This window comes from Microcoleus sp. B7-D4, assembly GCF_036705125.1.
Classification (GTDB): domain Bacteria; phylum Cyanobacteriota; class Cyanobacteriia; order Cyanobacteriales; family Microcoleaceae; genus Microcoleus.
The window spans coordinates 1-17,476 of sequence record NZ_JAUBTT010000135.1; the positions used below are offsets into that span (position 1 = coordinate 1).

Annotated in this window: 17 protein-coding genes; 6 read left to right on the top strand and 11 right to left on the bottom strand. The window is 47.4% G+C overall.

What is annotated here, in order from left to right:
* Positions 1–143: 143 nt before the first annotated feature.
* Complete coding sequence (gene pheS / locus QUB12_RS33700; RefSeq protein WP_333286421.1) at positions 144–1,148, bottom strand: phenylalanine--tRNA ligase subunit alpha; 1,005 nt, start codon at positions 1,146–1,148, stop codon at positions 144–146.
* 208 nt (positions 1,149–1,356) lie between these two features.
* Here pheS and surE point away from each other — a divergent pair, with 208 nt between their 5' ends.
* Entirely contained in the window at positions 1,357–2,163 is an 807-nt protein-coding gene (surE, locus tag QUB12_RS33705; protein WP_333310532.1) for a 5'/3'-nucleotidase SurE, read from the top strand.
* A 127-nt stretch (positions 2,164–2,290) separates the two neighbouring features.
* Positions 2,291–2,689, top strand: coding sequence for a hypothetical protein (locus tag QUB12_RS33710; protein WP_333145690.1), 399 nt, complete (start codon positions 2,291–2,293; stop codon positions 2,687–2,689).
* Between the two features lie 448 nt (positions 2,690–3,137).
* Here the strand turns inward: QUB12_RS33710 and QUB12_RS33715 are convergent, their stop codons facing one another.
* Both QUB12_RS33715 and QUB12_RS33720 read right to left on the bottom strand, forming a co-directional pair.
* Positions 3,138–4,358 (bottom strand): LL-diaminopimelate aminotransferase, encoded by a 1,221-nt coding sequence (locus QUB12_RS33715; RefSeq protein ID WP_333145692.1) that lies wholly within the window; start codon positions 4,356–4,358, stop codon positions 3,138–3,140.
* Between the two features lie 351 nt (positions 4,359–4,709).
* On the bottom strand, positions 4,710–5,036 hold the full coding sequence (locus QUB12_RS33720) for a thioredoxin domain-containing protein (protein WP_190740071.1): 327 nt from the start codon (positions 5,034–5,036) through the stop codon (positions 4,710–4,712).
* A 144-nt stretch (positions 5,037–5,180) separates the two neighbouring features.
* Here QUB12_RS33720 and QUB12_RS33725 point away from each other — a divergent pair, with 144 nt between their 5' ends.
* Complete coding sequence (locus QUB12_RS33725; RefSeq protein WP_333310534.1) at positions 5,181–5,933, top strand: biotin/lipoate A/B protein ligase family protein; 753 nt, start codon at positions 5,181–5,183, stop codon at positions 5,931–5,933.
* A gap of 271 nt (positions 5,934–6,204) precedes the next feature.
* Here the strand turns inward: QUB12_RS33725 and QUB12_RS33730 are convergent, their stop codons facing one another.
* The 6 genes from QUB12_RS33730 to psaK all read right to left on the bottom strand — a co-directional run bounded on the left by QUB12_RS33730 (position 6,205) and on the right by psaK (position 12,058).
* Entirely contained in the window at positions 6,205–7,116 is a 912-nt protein-coding gene (locus QUB12_RS33730) for a DUF928 domain-containing protein (RefSeq protein ID WP_333145698.1), read from the bottom strand.
* Positions 7,117–7,143: 27 nt separating this feature from the next.
* Positions 7,144–7,416, bottom strand: a complete 273-nt coding sequence (locus QUB12_RS33735) for a hypothetical protein (RefSeq protein ID WP_333145700.1) — start codon at positions 7,414–7,416, stop codon at positions 7,144–7,146.
* Positions 7,417–7,534: 118 nt separating this feature from the next.
* Complete coding sequence (locus QUB12_RS33740; RefSeq protein ID WP_333145703.1) at positions 7,535–8,335, bottom strand: DUF928 domain-containing protein; 801 nt, start codon at positions 8,333–8,335, stop codon at positions 7,535–7,537.
* Between the two features lie 30 nt (positions 8,336–8,365).
* Positions 8,366–10,312 carry an adenylate/guanylate cyclase domain-containing protein gene (locus QUB12_RS33745; protein ID WP_333145706.1) on the bottom strand — a complete coding sequence of 649 codons (1,947 nt, stop codon included), beginning with the start codon at positions 10,310–10,312 and terminating at the stop codon, positions 8,366–8,368.
* Between the two features lie 81 nt (positions 10,313–10,393).
* On the bottom strand, positions 10,394–11,590 hold the full coding sequence (locus QUB12_RS33750) for a site-2 protease family protein (protein ID WP_333145708.1): 1,197 nt from the start codon (positions 11,588–11,590) through the stop codon (positions 10,394–10,396).
* Between the two features lie 183 nt (positions 11,591–11,773).
* On the bottom strand, positions 11,774–12,058 hold the full coding sequence (gene psaK, locus QUB12_RS33755; RefSeq protein ID WP_333070476.1) for a photosystem I reaction center subunit PsaK: 285 nt from the start codon (positions 12,056–12,058) through the stop codon (positions 11,774–11,776).
* A gap of 133 nt (positions 12,059–12,191) precedes the next feature.
* On the opposite strand from psaK, the gene QUB12_RS33760 reads away from it, so the two are divergent.
* Positions 12,192–12,968: a phosphoribosylanthranilate isomerase gene (locus QUB12_RS33760; RefSeq protein ID WP_333145710.1), complete on the top strand. Its 777-nt coding sequence runs from the start codon at positions 12,192–12,194 to the stop codon at positions 12,966–12,968.
* Between the two features lie 133 nt (positions 12,969–13,101).
* Here QUB12_RS33760 and QUB12_RS33765 read toward each other — a convergent pair whose 3' ends face one another.
* A complete protein-coding gene (locus QUB12_RS33765) occupies positions 13,102–13,416 on the bottom strand; it encodes an acylphosphatase (RefSeq protein ID WP_333145712.1) in 315 nt (104 codons plus the stop codon).
* 56 nt (positions 13,417–13,472) lie between these two features.
* On the opposite strand from QUB12_RS33765, the gene QUB12_RS33770 reads away from it, so the two are divergent.
* Positions 13,473–14,048 (top strand): CPBP family glutamic-type intramembrane protease, encoded by a 576-nt coding sequence (locus QUB12_RS33770; protein WP_333145714.1) that lies wholly within the window; start codon positions 13,473–13,475, stop codon positions 14,046–14,048.
* A gap of 45 nt (positions 14,049–14,093) precedes the next feature.
* Positions 14,094–15,395, top strand: a complete 1,302-nt coding sequence (locus tag QUB12_RS33775; protein ID WP_333145716.1) for a HEAT repeat domain-containing protein — start codon at positions 14,094–14,096, stop codon at positions 15,393–15,395.
* Positions 15,396–15,901: 506 nt separating this feature from the next.
* On the opposite strand, the gene QUB12_RS33780 is transcribed toward QUB12_RS33775, so the two are convergent.
* Positions 15,902–17,476 (bottom strand): BamA/TamA family outer membrane protein (locus QUB12_RS33780; protein WP_333310537.1); only part of this gene is annotated, 1,575 nt, incomplete at its 5' end.

A 17,476-nucleotide genomic window follows, 5' to 3' on the forward strand; every position in this document is an offset into this window, starting at 1 on the left:
TCTTCGCTCACGCCAATTCCTCCCGACGCTCACCTGGGTACAGGTAGAGCGCGGGACTCCTTTGGGTTTAGTTGAAACTGAAAGATTGATGTACATTGACCAGGCTCTCTAGACGGCTCGTGTAAGCGACCCCAAACCATGCTTTAAAATTGCCGCAAAAAGCGCAAGTCGCTAGCATAAACCCGGCGAATGTCGTCGATTTCATAAAGTACCATTGCGAACCGCTCGACACCAAAACCGGCCGCAAACCCAGTATATTTTTCTGGGTCTAAACCCACTCCTTTAAGAACATTAGGATCGACGGTTCCGCAGCCCAAAACTTCCAGCCATTTGCCGTTCCACTGCAAATCAACTTCAGCAGAAGGTTCTGTAAACGGAAAGTAACTCGTGCGGAAACGAATCGGCAAATCTTGCCCGAACATTTGCCGCAAAAACTCTTTAATTGTGCCTTTCAAGTCCGTAAATGTCAGACCTTCATCAATTGCTAAAAGTTCAATTTGGTGGAAAACTGCCGCGTGAGTAGCATCGACAGTATCGCGGCGGTAAACGCGGCCGGGAGAGACAATCCGAATCGGCGGTTTGTGCTGTTCCATGTAGCGAATTTGCACTGATGATGTCTGAGTCCGCAGCAAGTCGCCGCCTGGTAGGTAAAATGTATCTTGCATATCCCGCGCTGGGTGGTCTGGCGGTGTGTTCAGCGCCTCGAAGTTGTAATAATCTGTTTCCATTTCCGGGCCGTTGGCGACGGTGTAGCCGAGGCCGACAAAGATATCGAGAGCGCGGTCTATGACGGCGTTTAATGGGTGAACGCGGCCTTGGGGGCGAAAAATCCCCGGCATGGTGACATCGATGGTTTCTGAGGCTAATTTGGCTTGGATTTGGGCGGTTTGGAGGGCGGCGCGCTTGTCTTCTAAATCGGCTTGCAGGGCTTCTTTGACTGTATTGGCGATCGCACCTACTTTGGGTCGCTGGTCTGGCGACAGTTTGCCCATCATGCCTAAAATTTGAGAGAGTTGGCCTTTTTTGCCGAGGTAGCCGAGGCGCAACTGTTCGAGTTGTTCGAGGGTATTGGCAGTGGCGATCGCACTTTTGGACTCTTGACCGAGGGTTTCTAGTTGAGTTTCAATGTCGCTTAGCTGGACAGTCATTTTGATTTTAGATTTTAGATTTTAGATTTTAGATTGATGGCAGTTTTGGGCCAAGTTGAGTTTAGCGCAATTTTGGCTCTACAGCTTGTTGATTTTAGATTTTAGATTTTCGGCAGTTACGGATAATTTGTAATAAGTAATTCGATGTTAGAGCGATCGCCCTAGTTGAATCTAGTTTAGTATTGTTATAAGGCCTATAAAAATTTCAATGAAACTTTTAATTAGCAACGACGACGGCATCTTTGCACAAGGCATCCGCAGCCTCGCCAACGCTCTCGCCGCCGCTGGCCACGATGTGAGTGTAGTTTGTCCCGACAGAGAGCGCTCCGCTACCGGCCACGGCCTTACCCTGCACCAACCCATCCGCGCCGAAATTGTCGAATCTATTTTTGATCCCGGAGTCCAAGCTTGGGCCTGTTCGGGTACTCCCGCCGACTGCGTGAAACTTGCTTTGTGGGCTTTACTTGACAAACCGCCGGATTTTGTTCTTTCCGGTATCAACCACGGGCCTAATTTAGGCACGGATATCATCTGTTCGGGTACGGTTTCGGCAGCAATGGAAGGAATTATGGAAGGTATTCCCAGCATTGCTTTCAGCCTCGCGAGCTTTACTTCGCAGGAATTTGGGCCGGCGGTGGATTTCGCTGTCACCTTGCTGGCACAGTTGGAAAAACAGCCAATGGCCAAACCGATGCTGTTGAATGTCAACATACCGGCAGTCACACAAGCAGAAATTACCGGAGTTGCGATCGCCCGTCAAGGCATTCGCCGCTATTTCGACATATTTCAAAAGCGCACTGATCCGCGCGGCAAAACTTATTATTGGCTGGCTGGCGAATTGTTAGAAGATGTAGAAGAAATCGCCGATTCGGCGGTGCCGCATGATATTCCTACAGACGTACAAGCTATTCGCGACAACAGAATAACCGTAACTCCCTTGCAATATAATCTCACCTGTGCTCCAGACTTGCACTCGCTGCGGGATTGGCAATTTGAAGGTTTTCCCAAGCATTGAGCTCCGATCGACCCGATTGGAGCGGTAAACTAGGAATTAAGGAAAAGTGCCTCTCAAGGTCTATACCTTAAGCGTTAACACAGGCTACCAATTACTTGTTAGTTTTTTTTACTCAAGAAAAACAGTTATGAACGCTCCCACCTATAACACTCATTCTGTCACTTGCCCGATCTGCAACCGTTCCAGCGTCGTAGGCCCAGTCGGGATGGTCAGTGGACTATTCACTTGTCCCCACTGCCATTCTCATATGGTAATTAGCTGGAGCGGTCATTTTGTGCGCGATCCTTTTAGTCTCAAACAACTGACGGTAGGAAAGATGCTCAGGCGCGAGAGCAGGCCGTTAGCTCGGCTTCAGCGGGACTTTGGGCTGGGTAAGCCTTTTCCGCTGATTGCTATTTTGGGCAGTGTGGTCTTTTTCGGGTGTGCGATCGCCGCTACGGAACAATCGCTACCCCGACAGAATTCACTTCAAGGATTTTTAGAGTGGGTGAGCGGAACTGGTAATTCCCAAGATGTCTCACGTTAACATTTCTTAAAAAAGATTCTGACAGATACTGCGTGCAAATATCTAGTCCTTTAGGTAGAAATCACACTATTTTAGCAATTGCATCCCTCTTGAGCTACGGGTAAGCACTTAGACGGGGTGCCCTTCATCGTGTGCCCAAAAACGTCAAAACCCCAGTCCCGCAGGGGTTTTAACCCCTGTAGGGAAAGCGCCGTGCCCATAGGTGTCAACTTAACGTGCAACCGATAGTCCGACAGGGGTTGAAACCCCTGCCTCAAAGCTAAAGTCGTCTGAAGACGACTAATGAGTTTTTGAGTCCTCTTTGATAGGACTTTAGCTATAAGCCCCGTGGAATTCATTCCCTGGCGAAGAGTGCCTGGTGAGCTGGAGGACTGGCGGACTAAAAGCTTAAGTTGACACGCCTCGGACACGGCGCCGTGTCCCTACGGCGCTCGCCGTAGGGGTGTACTCAATTTAGAAACTCAGCAATTTTTCTAACTGCTGCTTCCAAAATTGCTGGCGACTCGACTAAGGCAAATCGCACGTAGCCTTCTCCTGATTTCCCGAAACCGGCACCGGGGGAAGCTGCGACTCCTGTACTCTGTACTAGCTGAGTGCAAAATTTCACGGAATCTTGGGCCCAAGGTTCCGGCAGTTTCGCCCAGACGTACATGGTGGCAGGGGGTACGGGTACTTGCCAGCCGATGCCCTGTAGCGCGTTTACAAAGGCATCCCGCCGTTTTCTGAAGGTTTCTACGCTGGTTCTGACGGTATCTTGAGGGCCTGTTAAAGCGGAGATCGCTCCGTTCAAAATCCCTCGGTATTGGTTGAAGTCCACTGCGGCTTTTACCTGTCGCAGCGCTGCAATTAGTTCGGAATTGCCGATCGCATATCCGACTCGAAAACCTCCCATACTGTAGGATTTGGATAGTGTAAAAAACTCGATCGCCACACTCTTATCTCGATCCGCCTGAAATATTGACGGTGCCATCAATTTGCGGTTTTCCTCGATCCCAGAGGGCGGGCACGGGGGCACCGCCCCTACGGAATCGTCAAAAACCAAATCCACATAAGGGAAATCGTGAACTAAAACCAGCCGATGTTCTCGACAAAAAGCGACAGCTTTCTCAAAAAAAGCAACCGGGGCGATCGCAGTTGTAGGATTGTGAGGATAGCTCAAAACCATCATCTTCGACTGAGCAAGCACTGCTGTCGGAATATCTTCAAATATCGGCAAAAAGGCATTTTCTGCTAATATCGGCATCGGATAAATTTGACCGCCCGCCAAATGCACACCGCCCGCGTGGGAAGGATAGCCCGGATCGAGCAGCAAAGCAAAATCTCCAGGGTTGAGTACAGCTAAAGGCATATGCGCTGTGCCTTCTTGGGAACCAATTAACGGCAGCACTTCTGTTTCTGGATTGACTGCAATCCCAAATTTTTGCTCGTACCAAATAGCTGCTGCTTCCCGAAAATCTCTTGTGCCGTTAAATAGCAAATAGCCGTGGGTGCTGGTGTCGGACAGAGAATGTGCGATCGCATCTGTAATATGAGCCGCCGCCGGCAAATCCGAAGAACCCAGAGACAAGTCAATCACATTTTGCCCCGCTGCTCTAGCTTGAGCTTTTGCCCGATCCATATCGGCAAATACATTAAATTGCAGTGGTTCTAAACGTTTAGCAAATTGCATATTTTCTATAGTTTTGTGGAATTTTAAGGAATGTTTTTATCTGAGCTAAATTATTTTTTATAGGGCCTTTTTATTGACTTTGGGATTTTTTTTAGTAACCGCAGAGAGCGCAGAGGGCGCAGAGCCAGAGAGGAATATGGAGGATAAAAGAGAGATGTTAAAAAAATATTTGCGATTTCTATAGTTGTAAGCTGTTGTTCATTTAAATTGCATATTTCGAGTCCCGATCAACAATCATCAAATCCTCTCCCCCTCTCCTCTTCTCCCCCTCTCCCTCTCTAATACCATAGGCAATCTAGATGCAACACAGCTTAAGTTGGGAGTTGGAAACTCCCGAATCATTTCCAAACTTTATAAGTGAGCGTCGAGCAAACCGACCAAAGTTTGTTTAGTAATAGCTCCCTCGTGAGAAAGCACTACTTCGGCATTTTTAAACAGCCTGAGAGCTGGGACTCCTTCTACTTTATACTGCTTGACAGTATTAGGATTGGGGTCAATTTCCATTTTAACCACTTTCAGCCGATCGCTGTAGTTGGCCGCCACCCAGTCTATCGAAGGCGCGATCAGTTTGCAAGGCCCGCACCAAGTAGCCCAAAAATAGGCAAGCACTGGTTGCTCTGCTTTCAGGACTTCTGTTTCAAATTTTTCGTCGTTAATGACAATTACACTGTTGCTCATGGTTCTGCGATTATTTTTTCTATTTATTTCTAAAGCACCGGCTGGCGTGAAACTTGCACCAACTTAGAAGACAGGCCCAAAAAACTGTTACTAATTTTAAAACATTCTGCGAATTATTGAGTAGAAACTAAGGACTCGCGACTGATGGCTAATTCTGTTTGGCGTTTAATTCCACTGTTGTCGGCGTCTGGTAGGGTGCAGATGGCGATCGACCAATGGCTACTGGAACAGCATCTAGCGGGCAAACATCCGCCAACTCTGCGATTTTACACTTGGCAACCGACGGCGATTTCCTTGGGCTACCACCAGCGCAGGTGGCCGGAGTTTTGGCAGCAGTTGTCTTGGGGGGGAATGCCTGTGGAGTTGGTGAGGAGGCCCAGCGGCGGGCGCGCCGTGCTGCACCAAGGGGATTTAACTTATGCAGTTGTGGCGTCGGGGTTTGGAAGCAGCCGTATGAAAGCTTATCAGACTATTTGCGAGTTTTTGATTGAGGGTTGGAGGGCGATGGGTTTGGATTTGCACTACGGGGAAGCTGGAAGGGGTTATATTCACAATCCGAATTGTTTTGGTACTGCGACGGCTGCGGATTTAGTTACCGCTGATGGTTGCAAGTTAATTGGTAGCGCGCAATTGCGACGGGGTGATGCTATTTTGCAGCATGGTTCGATGCGTTTGCAGCCGGATGTTAAATTATTTTCTCGAGTGTTTGGGGAGGAATTAATTCCTGTGCAATTACCTCTATCTGAAGGGGGAGATGATTTTATTGCCACTGTAATTGATGTTTTGAGTGCGGCGGCTTGTCGCTGTTTTGAGATTGATTTGGAGGTGCAGCCACTTTCGGATCTGGAATGGCAGGATATTTTGGAATTAACAAGTAATAAGCTGTTTCACATTTAACCTGCATATTTGGGGGCGGGGTTTAATGCCACCTTTTGGGAACAGCCAAGATGGCCGTTCCACAAGAGATTTTTGGAATAATTATTGTGGGGTATACCGCCTTTTGGGAACAGCCAAGATGGCCGTTCCACAAGAAAGAATTTTTATTGTAGAACAGCCATCTTGGCTGTTACTGATACAAGTTAAAAACTTGTACACTTCTTTTTATTAAAACTCTTCTAGCCCGTTGCTCTAACGTTACCAAAAAAGTTAAATTTATATGCAGTACAGCTTATGGCTGTGGCTGAGTTTGAACGATCGGCTCTTTGGCAATTTCGCCCAATTTCACAGAATCCAGCAAGCTTTCCCAATCAGCAGTTAATTCTGCATCATTAGGATTAGCGCGTCGAGCCGCAGCTAGGGTGCTGAGGGCATCTTGCCAAATCCCATTTTTAGCATAAATAAAGGTTTTCTGGCGCGGATCTGCCTGCTCTAATTGACTGCGGATATCTGCACTGAGTTCAACTCGCACTACAGTACCGCTTTCGATCTGATCGCTCGATCGGTCTTGAGCGTCGCAAATCACTGTCAAATTCCAAGTGTAACTTTTGCCTACTTCCAAGGGTGGCACATTTTTGTCAGCAGGGATACTAACGCCGATCACTCCTGATAAATTGCTAATTGTGACATCCTGTTTATAAATCGGCTTGCCGCTTTCATCTTGTAGGATAAATTCGGCTGATTGCGCCTCTGTTTGAGGCAAGTAGAAAAAGAACGTTGGATAGTCCGAAACAGTCCGTCCGATCTTATTTTTAGGCACTAAGGCTGTGAGACCTAGCTGACTAATGCTCGCGCAGCCGCCACCGCGCACAGGGCGTCCCGGTTGAGTGGGGGGCGACTCGTTGAAGCCCGGCCCTCCCGATTCAGTGGATGGCTTGCCATCTGTGCTTGGAGGCTGCAGTCCATCACCGAAGCGCGGCCCTGCCGGTTGAGTGTTGGGTGGCTTGGCCGGTGGGTTTATTTGCGGGGGTTCATCACCGAAGCGCGGCCCTGCCGGTTGAGGATCGTCTGGCCCGTCACCTGTGTTTAGATCCGGCCGTCCCAAAACGGCAAGTTGGGAAATGTTGAGTGTGGCGATCGATACTACCGCTGCCATTGATGTCAGGTGGATGATAAACTTAGTAGTTTTTTTTATTGGCTTCATGAAGGTTTAGGGATAGATGCTGTTTATTTACTTTTTTTTCATTCCCAAAATGCCGTAGACATTAACTTTTTGTTCTCTGTCTTTTAACGGTAAAGCTCCCCAAGATTCTACTTCCAATTTCCCTGCCAGATGCAGTAAAGTTTCTTCTGCAATCAATATCGGGCAAGTGTCCTTTTGCCGATCCTGTTCGCAGCTTTCCAACCGAGAGGCAATATTTACGCTGTCGCCTCTCGCTCGATATTCTAAGTTTTGAAATTGATTTGAAAGAGTAGCCTCTTTCAGAAGAGGAAAGGCTGGCAATACAGGACTTGCGAACTCCGACTCCTAGAAACCGGGTTTTTTAGCGAATCTGCGGGCGACAAAGAAGTTTTTTCGTCGATCGAACCCGGTTTCTGGTCACCCCCTGCTATGCAATAAACTATGGCTGCGAGGGGGGCTCAATTTGAACGATCGGCTCTTTGGCAATTTCGCCCAATTTCACAGAATCCAGCAAGCTTTCCCAATCAGCAGTTAATTCTGCATCATTAGGATTAGCGCGACGAGCGGCAACTAGAGTGCTGAGAGCATCTTGCCAAATCCCATTCTGAGCATAAATAAAGGTTTTCTGGCGCGGATCTGCCTGATCTAATTGACTGCGGATATCTGCACTGAGTTCAACTCGGCGCACAAAACCTTCTTCCAACACATCTGCGGATCTGTCTATAGCGTCGCAAATCAATGAAATAGACCAAGGGTACTTTTTGCCTAATTGCAAAGGCGGCACATTTTTATTTGCAGGGATACTAACACCGATAACCCCTGATGAATTGTTAGTTTTTAGGGTTGTTTGATAAATCGGCTTCCCGTTTTCATCTTTCAGAACAAATTCGGCTAATTCCGCCTCTGTTTGAGGCAAGTAGAAAAAGAATAGAGGATATTCCGAAACAGTCCGTCCGATTTTATTTTCTGGTATCAAGGCTGTTAGCTTTATCTTACCGATATCGCATTTACCTGGTCCGCGCGTCGATTTCGCTGGAGCCCCTGGTGACAGATTATCTTCATCACGGGGCGGAACGAAGCGCGGCCCTCCCGATTGAGTATTGTCTGGCCCGTTCTCTATGTTTATTTGTGGCCGTCCCAAAACGGCAAGTTGGGAAATGTTGAGTATGGCGATCGATACTACCGCTGCAATTGATGTCAGGTGGATGAGAAACTTAGTATTTTTTTTCATCTTTTTCATGAGTTTTTAGGGAGAGATTCTGTCTTTTTATTACTTTTTAATTCCCAAAATGCGGTAGACATTAACTTTTTGTTCCCTGCCTTTTAACGGTAAAGCTCCCCAAGATTCTACTTCAAATTTCCCTGCCAGATGCAGAAAGGTTTCTTCTGCAATCAATATCCGGCAAGTGTCCTCTTGCCGATCCTTTTCGCAGCTTTCCAGCCGAGAGGCAATATTTACGCTGTCGCCGATCACTCCATATTCTAAACGGGTTGCGCCTCCCAGACTACCCACCATCACAGGCCCTGTAAAGATTCCTACTCGCATTTTTGCGGTCGGCAAACCGCGTGTGAGCCAATTTTGATTCATTTCGGGCAAGCGGGAACTGATGGCTAGAGCGCAAGATACGGCGAGGCGAGCATCTTCGGTAATTTCTTCGGGAGTGGTGCGGGGAATAGGTACGCCAAATACTGCCAGCATTCCATCTCCGGTAAATTTATTAATCACGCCTTGATGTGCTTGGACTTCTTGGGCCATTGCTGATAAATACTCATTTAACCAACTCATTACTACTTCTGGCGGTAGTTTTTCGGAGATTGTACTAAAACCTTGCAAGTCGGTCAGTATGATGGTAGCAGTAAGTTTTTGCCCTGGCAATAAGCCAGATTCGAGCAGATGGACGCGCTCTTTCCACAGGGCATTTGCGATCGCGGGTGAAGTTTGTTGTCCTAATAATTTCATCACAATCCCTTGCTGTTGCTTCGACTGCTCGTATTTATAGGTGATTGTGACTCCTGCGGTGATTAAAAGTGCCAGGGCTGGGGCAATTAAAGGTATCCATCCCTGTTGAGTGAATAGGAAAAAGGTGAATCCGAATAATGAGCCGAAAGCTGCGATCGTACTTCCCATCAAACTCAGCGATTCTTCTAGCCGCCAAGCTAAACAGCCGCCCACTGCACTCCAAACAGCGAGCCACAGCATTTCTTGCCATTCGTCCCAATACCAAAATATCCCTTTGCCGTCTAAAATTGCGCTGAGAAATTGGCTGGTGGCCGTTGCGTGAATTAATACCCCAGGGGTCAGGATATTACCGTTTTTACTAGCGCTGTAAGGCGTAGAAAAAATATCTTTTACAGTAGGGGCTGTAACCCCGATCAAGACTATTTTATCTGTGACCAGTTTGGGGTCAACTTTGCCATCCAAAACTTCAGTTAGTGTCACGCTCTCTGCTATATTTTTCCCAGAGCGGTAATCGAGCAATATTTGATAACCTTTGGCATCAATGTTCTGATAACCTCCTGAGTGAGAGCGCAGTTTTGAAAATACCGTTTTATCTACCACGAAAACATCGTTTTCTATGGTTTTATAGGGGACTTTTTTGCTGTCAAAATATGCAAAAGCTAGCGTACTGGACAATGAAAAAAACGTTTTTTTACCATCGCCAACAGAAATCAAATTGCGGCGCACTATACCGTCTGGATCGACTACTAAGTCGTTAAATGCTACCCGCTCATCTGGTATGTTAGGAGGAGGTGCCACTCGATCGTACTTTGACTTGCCGATGAAGGTAATGGGAAATACTTTGGGGTTTTTCAATTGAGCTACTAATTCTGCATTCCCCGGTTCGTAGGGAATGTCGCGAATTATATCTATGCCAATAGCTGTGGGTTCAAAACGCGCTATTTCGGCGATCGCTTTTGCTAAAACGCCATCGGAAATTGGCCATTTCTTAAAAGCATGAATGTCCTGTTCTGTGATTGTCACTATCAGCAACCTGGGGTCAGGACCCGGATCTGATCGCAACTGCACCATCACGTCGAAAGCATTTAATTCCAATGGCTGCAACCAGCCTAAATGCCGCACTCCCAATAGAGTTCCCGTCACGGCAATGCAGGTAATAATCAGAGGTTGCAAGTCAGGGAAGGGGAAGGAATGAGTTAAGTTTTTCCAACGTCTCTCCGCCAATTTATGATAAATTCTATTAAAGAATTTGGGCATAAAATTTTTTGCTTCAACCCTCATTGACAAAGTTTGCTACATCTTAACCGATCGCTGATGCCCCTTACCGATGCCCAATTTCTAGTTTTCTTGTGCGGTTTTGGCGATCGCACTTAACTGCAATCCTTGAGGATAGCTGTTTTCTTCTTTGCTGCGCTTGATGTCGGCCATTGAAATCTGGGGTTTGAGGTATTTTGCTAAAACTTTAACCACGTCGCCCCGATCGATCGTCCCCGCTACTGAACCAATCGGTGAGAGGACGATGATTCGGGGGAGTTGACGGGCTTCCATGCTGTTAATTACTTCTGCGAGGGATGCTTTTTCCGAGACTGTGAGGGTTTTTCCCAGGGGTTTCAAAATGTTGTGCAAAGTCTGAACTTGCCATTGACTGCGTTCTGTGAAGCGGATATCGTCGATCGACACTAAGCCCAAATCCCGGCCGTTGGTCGCAGCAATGTAAAATGGAAACGGATTGACTTCTAACAAATATCGATCGGCAAATTCTCGCAGAGTCAAATCTGCATCTACAACTCTAAACTCGCGGCTCATCGCATCGCTGGCTTTAATTTTGAGCAGGGCTTCTTGCAGCGAAGTCAATCTGCTATAAGCAGTGGCATTGCGAATGCCAAACCAGCCGATCAGCGCAATCCACAAGCCGCCGTACTCGCGCGCTAAAAAGCATAAACTCAGACCCAAAGCAACAGCCAGCCAGCCTAAAACTTGTCCTGTTTTTGCCGCCCAGCGAACGCCGGCAAATCGAGAGCCGGTGATTTTCCAAATAGCTGATTTTAAAACTTGTCCTCCATCCAAAGGCAGACCGGGAATTAAGTTAAATAATCCCAAAACGAGATTGATTAGCGCTACCCTTTCGGTGACAATTGCTAGCAAACTTTGCGGGGGAAGAACTTGAGAACCCAAACCGAGGATTAAAAACAGCGCAAAGCTGACTAGAGGGCCGGCAATAGCTACTTGAAAAGCTTGACCGGGAGTTTTTGATTCCGAGTCGATCGAAGCTACTCCGCCAAATAAGAATAAGGTAATAGAATTAACTTTAATGCCTTGCGATATCGCCGCCAAGCTGTGTCCGAGTTCGTGCAAGAGCACGGAAGCAAACAGGAGCAGAGCTATGGCTAACCCCGCACTCCAGGAGAGCGCAGGCCCCCACAGGCGGTAACTGCTGGCGTATTCGCGGGTTGCTAAGGCTAAAATTATAAACCACGAATAATCTATAACTAGGGGGATGCCAAATAAAGAGCCGATTCGCCAACCTGTCTGCATGAATTTTCCTGGGAAAGGAGAGCAAGAAAGAGTTTCTATTATAGCAATCCTAAATGAATCGTAAACTTTTTACCCCACCCCAACCCTCCCCTTGGTAAGGGGAGGGAGTAAGAAATTCCCAAATGATTTAGGATTGCTGCTATATATCTTTTCTACCCCTTGCCTTTGCCTTTCCCCTGATTTTTACAGAACTCCGGCGTTACCCAAGCCCAAGATTACTCCGGCTCCGAGCAAGTGGCCGAAGCTGGCTGTTGCCAGCAATTCTGGTACGCCGAAGCCTTTGAACATTCCAGGGAGTGCAACGGGTAAAGCTGGGCCCTTGCCTCGGTTTTGCTTGGAGATGCCGTAGTAGCCGATCGTGATCGCCAGCAAATTGCATAAAATCATTGTCAGTCCTACCAGTGGCGACCACTCCGGTGTTGAGGGAGCGGTAGATTGTACGGCTAACAGCAAAGATGAGTTGATCACGTTCTTATCTCCTGATTTCACAGATAAATTGATTTCCACGATTATAAAAAGCGGTTTGCATTAAACTAAGATTTGTTTTAATAGTTAACAATTCGTTGATATTTTGATACAAATTCGGAACGGAGGACGAGGAGTGCGGGTTAAAATTTGCGGAATCACTAAATTAGACCAAGGAATTGCGATCGCCCGCTTGGGAGCCCAGGCTTTGGGGTTTATCTGCGTGCCGGCTTCCCCCCGCTATGTCAGCCCAGAAACAATTCGCCTGATTGTCGAGCAGTTGCCGGAAAATGTCGATCGCATCGGCGTTTTTGCCAACACCACAATAGAAAATATCTGTCAAGTAGCGGCAGAGTCAAATTTAAGCGGGGTGCAGTTGCATGGAGATGAAACAGCGGAATATTGCGATCGACTGCGGGAGTTTTTGCCGGGAATTGAAATTATCAAAGCCCTGAGAGTTAAGACTCCTGAAACTTTAGCCACCGCTGCTGTTTATGCTGTTCGTGTCGATACTTTACTGCTGGATGCTTACCATCCACAGCAATTGGGCGGTACTGGTAAAACGATCGACTGGATGATGTTATCAGAGTTTAGACCGCAGTGTCCTTGGCTGCTGGCGGGCGGTTTAACACCCGATAATATTTTAAATGCAATTGATAGTGCGATCGGGAATGGGAGCATCTCATTTTTGCAGCAAAGCTCGAAATTGGAATTAGGAGTCAGGAGTCAGGAGCCAGGAGAAAAGAGTCAGAAGGAAGAAGAAAGAAGTGTTTTTGCAAATATGAGATGCTCCCTCGGCAATAACTTCAGCGGTGTTGACCTGTCTAGCGGCGTAGAAATAGCGCCGGGAGATAAAGATTTGACCAAAGTTGCTCAGTTGTTTGCTAATTTAAGTCAACTTGCTCATCATTGATAAATTGGCAATAGCAAATTCGCGCTTTTTATGCGATTCATTCTTTAGTCAGCGTGAGCGAAGCCTGCCTTATATAAGGCAGACATCGTTTCTACGGTAGCGGTTTCAACCGCAGATTATTCCCTTTATTGTTTTATCGGCGGATCTCAAAAGTACGCGCGGCGGAGCTATCTTGAAGGGAATCGCCCTCCGGGTCTTCGTATTCCAAAACCAACTCACTAACCGTAGCACCGGTGGGGCCGCGGCGGCACCAACTAATCATTCCTTCCACAGCTTTTTTGGCTCCTTCAAAGACAGCCTCGACGCGGCCATCAGGGAGATTTCTTACCCAGCCGCTGAGGCCGAAATACTTTGCTTGATTCTTCGTTGAATATCGGTAGCCTACTCCTTGAACTAATCCCGAAACAAAAACGCGGACTCTGACGGGCGGCAATGATTGGTTTTGCATAAACGGGTCAACTTACTGCTAACATCTGTTTCAAAATTTTAAGGATCAGTTTGATTATGTTAAATTTTAGTACGATTCCCTTCGGGATAGCTCCGCCGCGCGTGCTGCCGGGATTCCTGATACGCCGCGTCACCCTAGCTTTTTCAACTATTCCCGATTTCAGTGATTGGCTGGTTGCAGCTATGCTCGCGCTGGTTTACACTTTGATCGCTCTTTCCGTCGGTTTTTGGTCGGGATTTCTAAAAGTAGACGTGCAAACCTCTCGGCGTACAATTGTGGGAGTGCTCATGGGCTGTTTGTTAAGTCCGGGCATCACCGAGGAATTATTGTTCCGGGTGTTAATGCTGCCGCACCCGTTTGAGAAGGCTTCTGGGTTAATGCTGTGGTTTTGGGGATGCGCGAGTTTGGCGGCTTTTGTAGTTTACCACCCGCTGAACGCGCTGACTTTTTACCCGGTTGGTCGATCGACCTTTATGAATCCAGTATTTTTGCTACTGGCGGCAATTTTGGGAGTTGCGTGCTCCCTCGCATACCTGCAAAGCGGTTCTATCTGGCCTGCGGTGGCGGTTCACTGGCTAGCAGTGACAGCCTGGCTGTTGCTACTGGGCGGTTACAGGAGGCTATATGGTTAAATGTAAAAAGTCCAGCATAACTATTTTGTCGGGAGGATCTCAGTTGTGGGTATCATAGGGGCGATCGTAGGTTTTTTGGCAGGGGTAGCAGTTGCTTACTGGTTAGTGGAAAAGCGCTTAAACAAGCAAAAACAAGAATACTTGCAGCAAACTCGCAGAATTACTGAGGAAATAGAATTAGCTCAGATGTCTCGGGTGCGACAAGCTGTCGAATCTCAGAAAGGAGAACGGGAAAATCAGCTTAGAAAAGCTACTATCGAACACGACAATTTACTCAGACAAGTTACTACCCAATACGAAAACCAGCTCAAACAAGTTGCGGCTCAATACGAAAATCAGCTCCAACAAGTTTTGGCAGAACGCGACAGTCAGCTCCAACAAGTTGTCAGCGCACACGAGCCTGAGCTGCGCCGACAAATCACCGAGGAATTAGAAGCTGCTAACAATGCTAGGATGCAGCAAAATATCCAATCTTTGCAAGCAGAACACGAACATCATTTACTCAGAGTTGCTGACGAATTGCATCTAAGTTATCAAGCTCAGATGGAGCAACATTTGCAAAACCTCCAAGATGAACACGAAATTCGCTTGAGGCAAATTGCCGAGGAATATGAGAACCGCGAGGTTGAGATGCAGTTAAATATGGAGGCTTTGCAAGAGCAATACGAGAGTCAGTTGCAAGCGGCTCACGAGCAGTTGAGAGAGCACGAAGCTCAGATGCAAGCTACTATCAGGTCTTTGCAAGAGCAGTACGAGAGTAATGTACAACAACAAGAAGTCCCCGATCAGCAGTTCAGTCAGTTAAATTCCACAGAATTTGCCGAAGGTTTATCACAAGAAGAAGTTTGGCAGCAACTGTCAAGTGAGTTAAATAAAACAGAAGTTGAAGAAGAGTTAAATTACACAGATTTTTCGGAACCACAATCAACTGATTTACATCAACCCCAAGTCGAACAACAGCTTCCAATTACCAGACAAGCACCAAGCTATTCTCTACCGCAGTTGATGGGATGTGTTCAAAGTCAGGACAAAGAAACCCGCAAGTTTGCAGCGTCTGCTTTAGGTAAAATGGCTGCTGCTAATGCTCTGAGATCCGAAGGTGAGCGAACAATAGAAACCTTGGGAAAATTAGCTCAAGATATTCACCCGGAGGTGCGCGAAGCTGCTGTGGAAGCACTAGCAATGATTAAGTCGGAAAAAGTTATTCCGCTGCTACAAAAAGCTTTGCGAGATATAGATAGCGGTGTGGCTAAATCGGCAAGTGCTGCGCTCAATAAGTTTAAGTTTTATCCGCGCACTCCGGCGGCTAAGCCGAAAACTGTTGATCTGAAGAAACCAAAGCGTTAAGCATTTACGAGGATAAATAAATATAGCAATTGTCAATTGCCTACAACACAGTAGGGATACAACATTGTTGTGTCCTTACCGAGGTGCTGTATTTCACTCAATTTCGATTACTACCACAAACTGTGGATGTGGGGTTGATGAACGAAATTAAACTCAATTATTCGATCGACAAGTCGCCCAATTCTTAGCAGAGATAGCAGATACCCCGCTGTTTAAAACCGTAGGCTGAAACCTTTTTTTAGCAACTGGCAATTGAAATCGCTTCTTGTATCTACACGCATCCTGTAGGGGCGGGTTTTACCAATCATCTATGCCAGAAACCAACAATATAATAAACCCGCCCCCACGAACACGACAAATCCGAATCTACATTTTTTGGATTAGCTCGAATATCAGGTTAATCTGGGTTATCGGTTGTGTGGGGGCGGGTTTACAAGATTGTTTGCGGTTATCAAAGATTGTTGGTAAAACCCGCCCCTACAGTTAACTCGTGACTAATGACTAATTTAAAATCGCTGCTTTGTACCGAGTATAAGTTTGATGTCGCCGGAGTCGCTAACCGCCATATCTAAGCGAATTAATCCAAAGGACGATCGCACCCTCACACCCACCCCAACACCTGCCCCAGTCCCCGGTTTGTCCCTGACTACGGCCGGTTTTCCCAGTACACTATCTCCCGTGCCCAAATCCGACGCAAAATCAACAAATATCACGCCGCCGACATCCCTGCCGACAGGAAACCGATATTCGCCGGAAGCTAAAAAATAACTCCTGCCACTGCCAATATCCCCGCTATCGTAACCCCGCACGGAATTGCGGCCGCCGAGGCGAAAAGCTTCCGTTGGTGGCAAATCCCCGATTACCGTCCCCGCTTGCAAGTTAAAAGCCAGCATTTCGGGCAAGGCTTCGGACTCGCTAATGCCCAACACAGTTACGGGTACATAATGTATATAATTCGCTAACAGCCTGTTACTCACAATGTTGCCTCGCCCCAAAGGTATCGACTGCTCGGTGCTGAGGCTCAGAATCGAGCCGGTGGTGGGGTTGAAGGGATTGTCCCGCCGATCGAGCATCGCACCAAAAGAAACAGTGTATAACTCGTCAACGCCGCTGCCGCTGAATGTGAGAGGATTGCCGAGTTCGTCGCGGCGGGCAATATTTAAGTTGCGATCGCGCGTACTGATGTTTGTATAATTAAGTCCCAAAGTCGATTGCCAATCGCCCAAAGGTCTGGTAAACCTGAGATTTCCCCCCATCCGAATTTCCCGAACTCGGTTCCCGTTGGGCAAATCAATATCTTTGTTGAAAATTTCCGATATTCTGCGATCACCAAAAGCTCTCACACTGTATCCCAAACGGTCTTCGGCGGCAAGGTAAGGGCTGACAAACTGGACATCGTACTGGATACCTCGGAGGCTGGGCTCAAGTTCCACCGCCAGCCGCTGTGGGGTGGTGCCGAAAGTTCGATCGGTATAGGAAAGAGGAACCGCAACGCCCACATCATCACTAAGACTGGCACTCACGCTAAAAGAGCGAGCCGATCGCTCTTGAACGTTGTAGATTACATTAACATCCGTGCCCACTTCTTCGATCGAAACCGTAACCTTGTCAAACAATCCCAATTGCTGCAACTGCTGTAAATCCGATCGTACAACTTCCCGGCTGTAGTTATCCCCCGCCTTGAGTTTGAGTTCGCCTCGGATAAAATCTTCCGAAATTCTGCCCTCAACCGGATTCCCTTTTTTATCAACAGCTTCGCCTCGGGAATTAACAAAGCGAATTTTCACCTCTGCAACGTAAACGCCTTCAGCATTGCCCGCTTGACTGATTTGTCGAGTACCGCCTAGCTGTCGGGCGTTGCTGTTTACTGCTTCGGGGATTTCGGCTTGTGCCGCGATCGTCGCCGGAGTTTTTAACAGAGATGTAAAATCTTTATTGTGGCTGGACTTGAGTGAGGGCGATTCCCTAGGGGATAGCTGCGCCGCGCGTACTTCAGCCAACATTCCTGTGCCACCAAACAATTCATCTCTTGTGGAACGGGCATCTTGCCCGTTCTTGACAGATGCTGCACCGTTCTTGAG

Excerpts from the sequence above, each read along its gene's own strand:
- pheS (WP_333286421.1), bottom strand. The coding sequence starts at position 1,148 with ATGACTGTCCAGCTAAGCGACATTGAAACTCAACTAGAAACCCTCGGT.
- surE (WP_333310532.1), top strand. The coding sequence starts at position 1,357 with ATGAAACTTTTAATTAGCAACGACGACGGCATCTTTGCACAAGGCATC.
- QUB12_RS33710 (WP_333145690.1), top strand. The coding sequence starts at position 2,291 with ATGAACGCTCCCACCTATAACACTCATTCTGTCACTTGCCCGATCTGC.
- QUB12_RS33715 (WP_333145692.1), bottom strand. The coding sequence starts at position 4,358 with ATGCAATTTGCTAAACGTTTAGAACCACTGCAATTTAATGTATTTGCC.
- QUB12_RS33720 (WP_190740071.1), bottom strand. The coding sequence starts at position 5,036 with ATGAGCAACAGTGTAATTGTCATTAACGACGAAAAATTTGAAACAGAA.
- QUB12_RS33725 (WP_333310534.1), top strand. The coding sequence starts at position 5,181 with ATGGCTAATTCTGTTTGGCGTTTAATTCCACTGTTGTCGGCGTCTGGT.
- QUB12_RS33730 (WP_333145698.1), bottom strand. The coding sequence starts at position 7,116 with ATGAAGCCAATAAAAAAAACTACTAAGTTTATCATCCACCTGACATCA.
- QUB12_RS33740 (WP_333145703.1), bottom strand. The coding sequence starts at position 8,335 with ATGAAAAAGATGAAAAAAAATACTAAGTTTCTCATCCACCTGACATCA.
- QUB12_RS33745 (WP_333145706.1), bottom strand. The coding sequence starts at position 10,312 with ATGCCCAAATTCTTTAATAGAATTTATCATAAATTGGCGGAGAGACGT.
- QUB12_RS33750 (WP_333145708.1), bottom strand. The coding sequence starts at position 11,590 with ATGCAGACAGGTTGGCGAATCGGCTCTTTATTTGGCATCCCCCTAGTT.
- QUB12_RS33765 (WP_333145712.1), bottom strand. The coding sequence starts at position 13,416 with ATGCAAAACCAATCATTGCCGCCCGTCAGAGTCCGCGTTTTTGTTTCG.
- QUB12_RS33770 (WP_333145714.1), top strand. The coding sequence starts at position 13,473 with ATGTTAAATTTTAGTACGATTCCCTTCGGGATAGCTCCGCCGCGCGTG.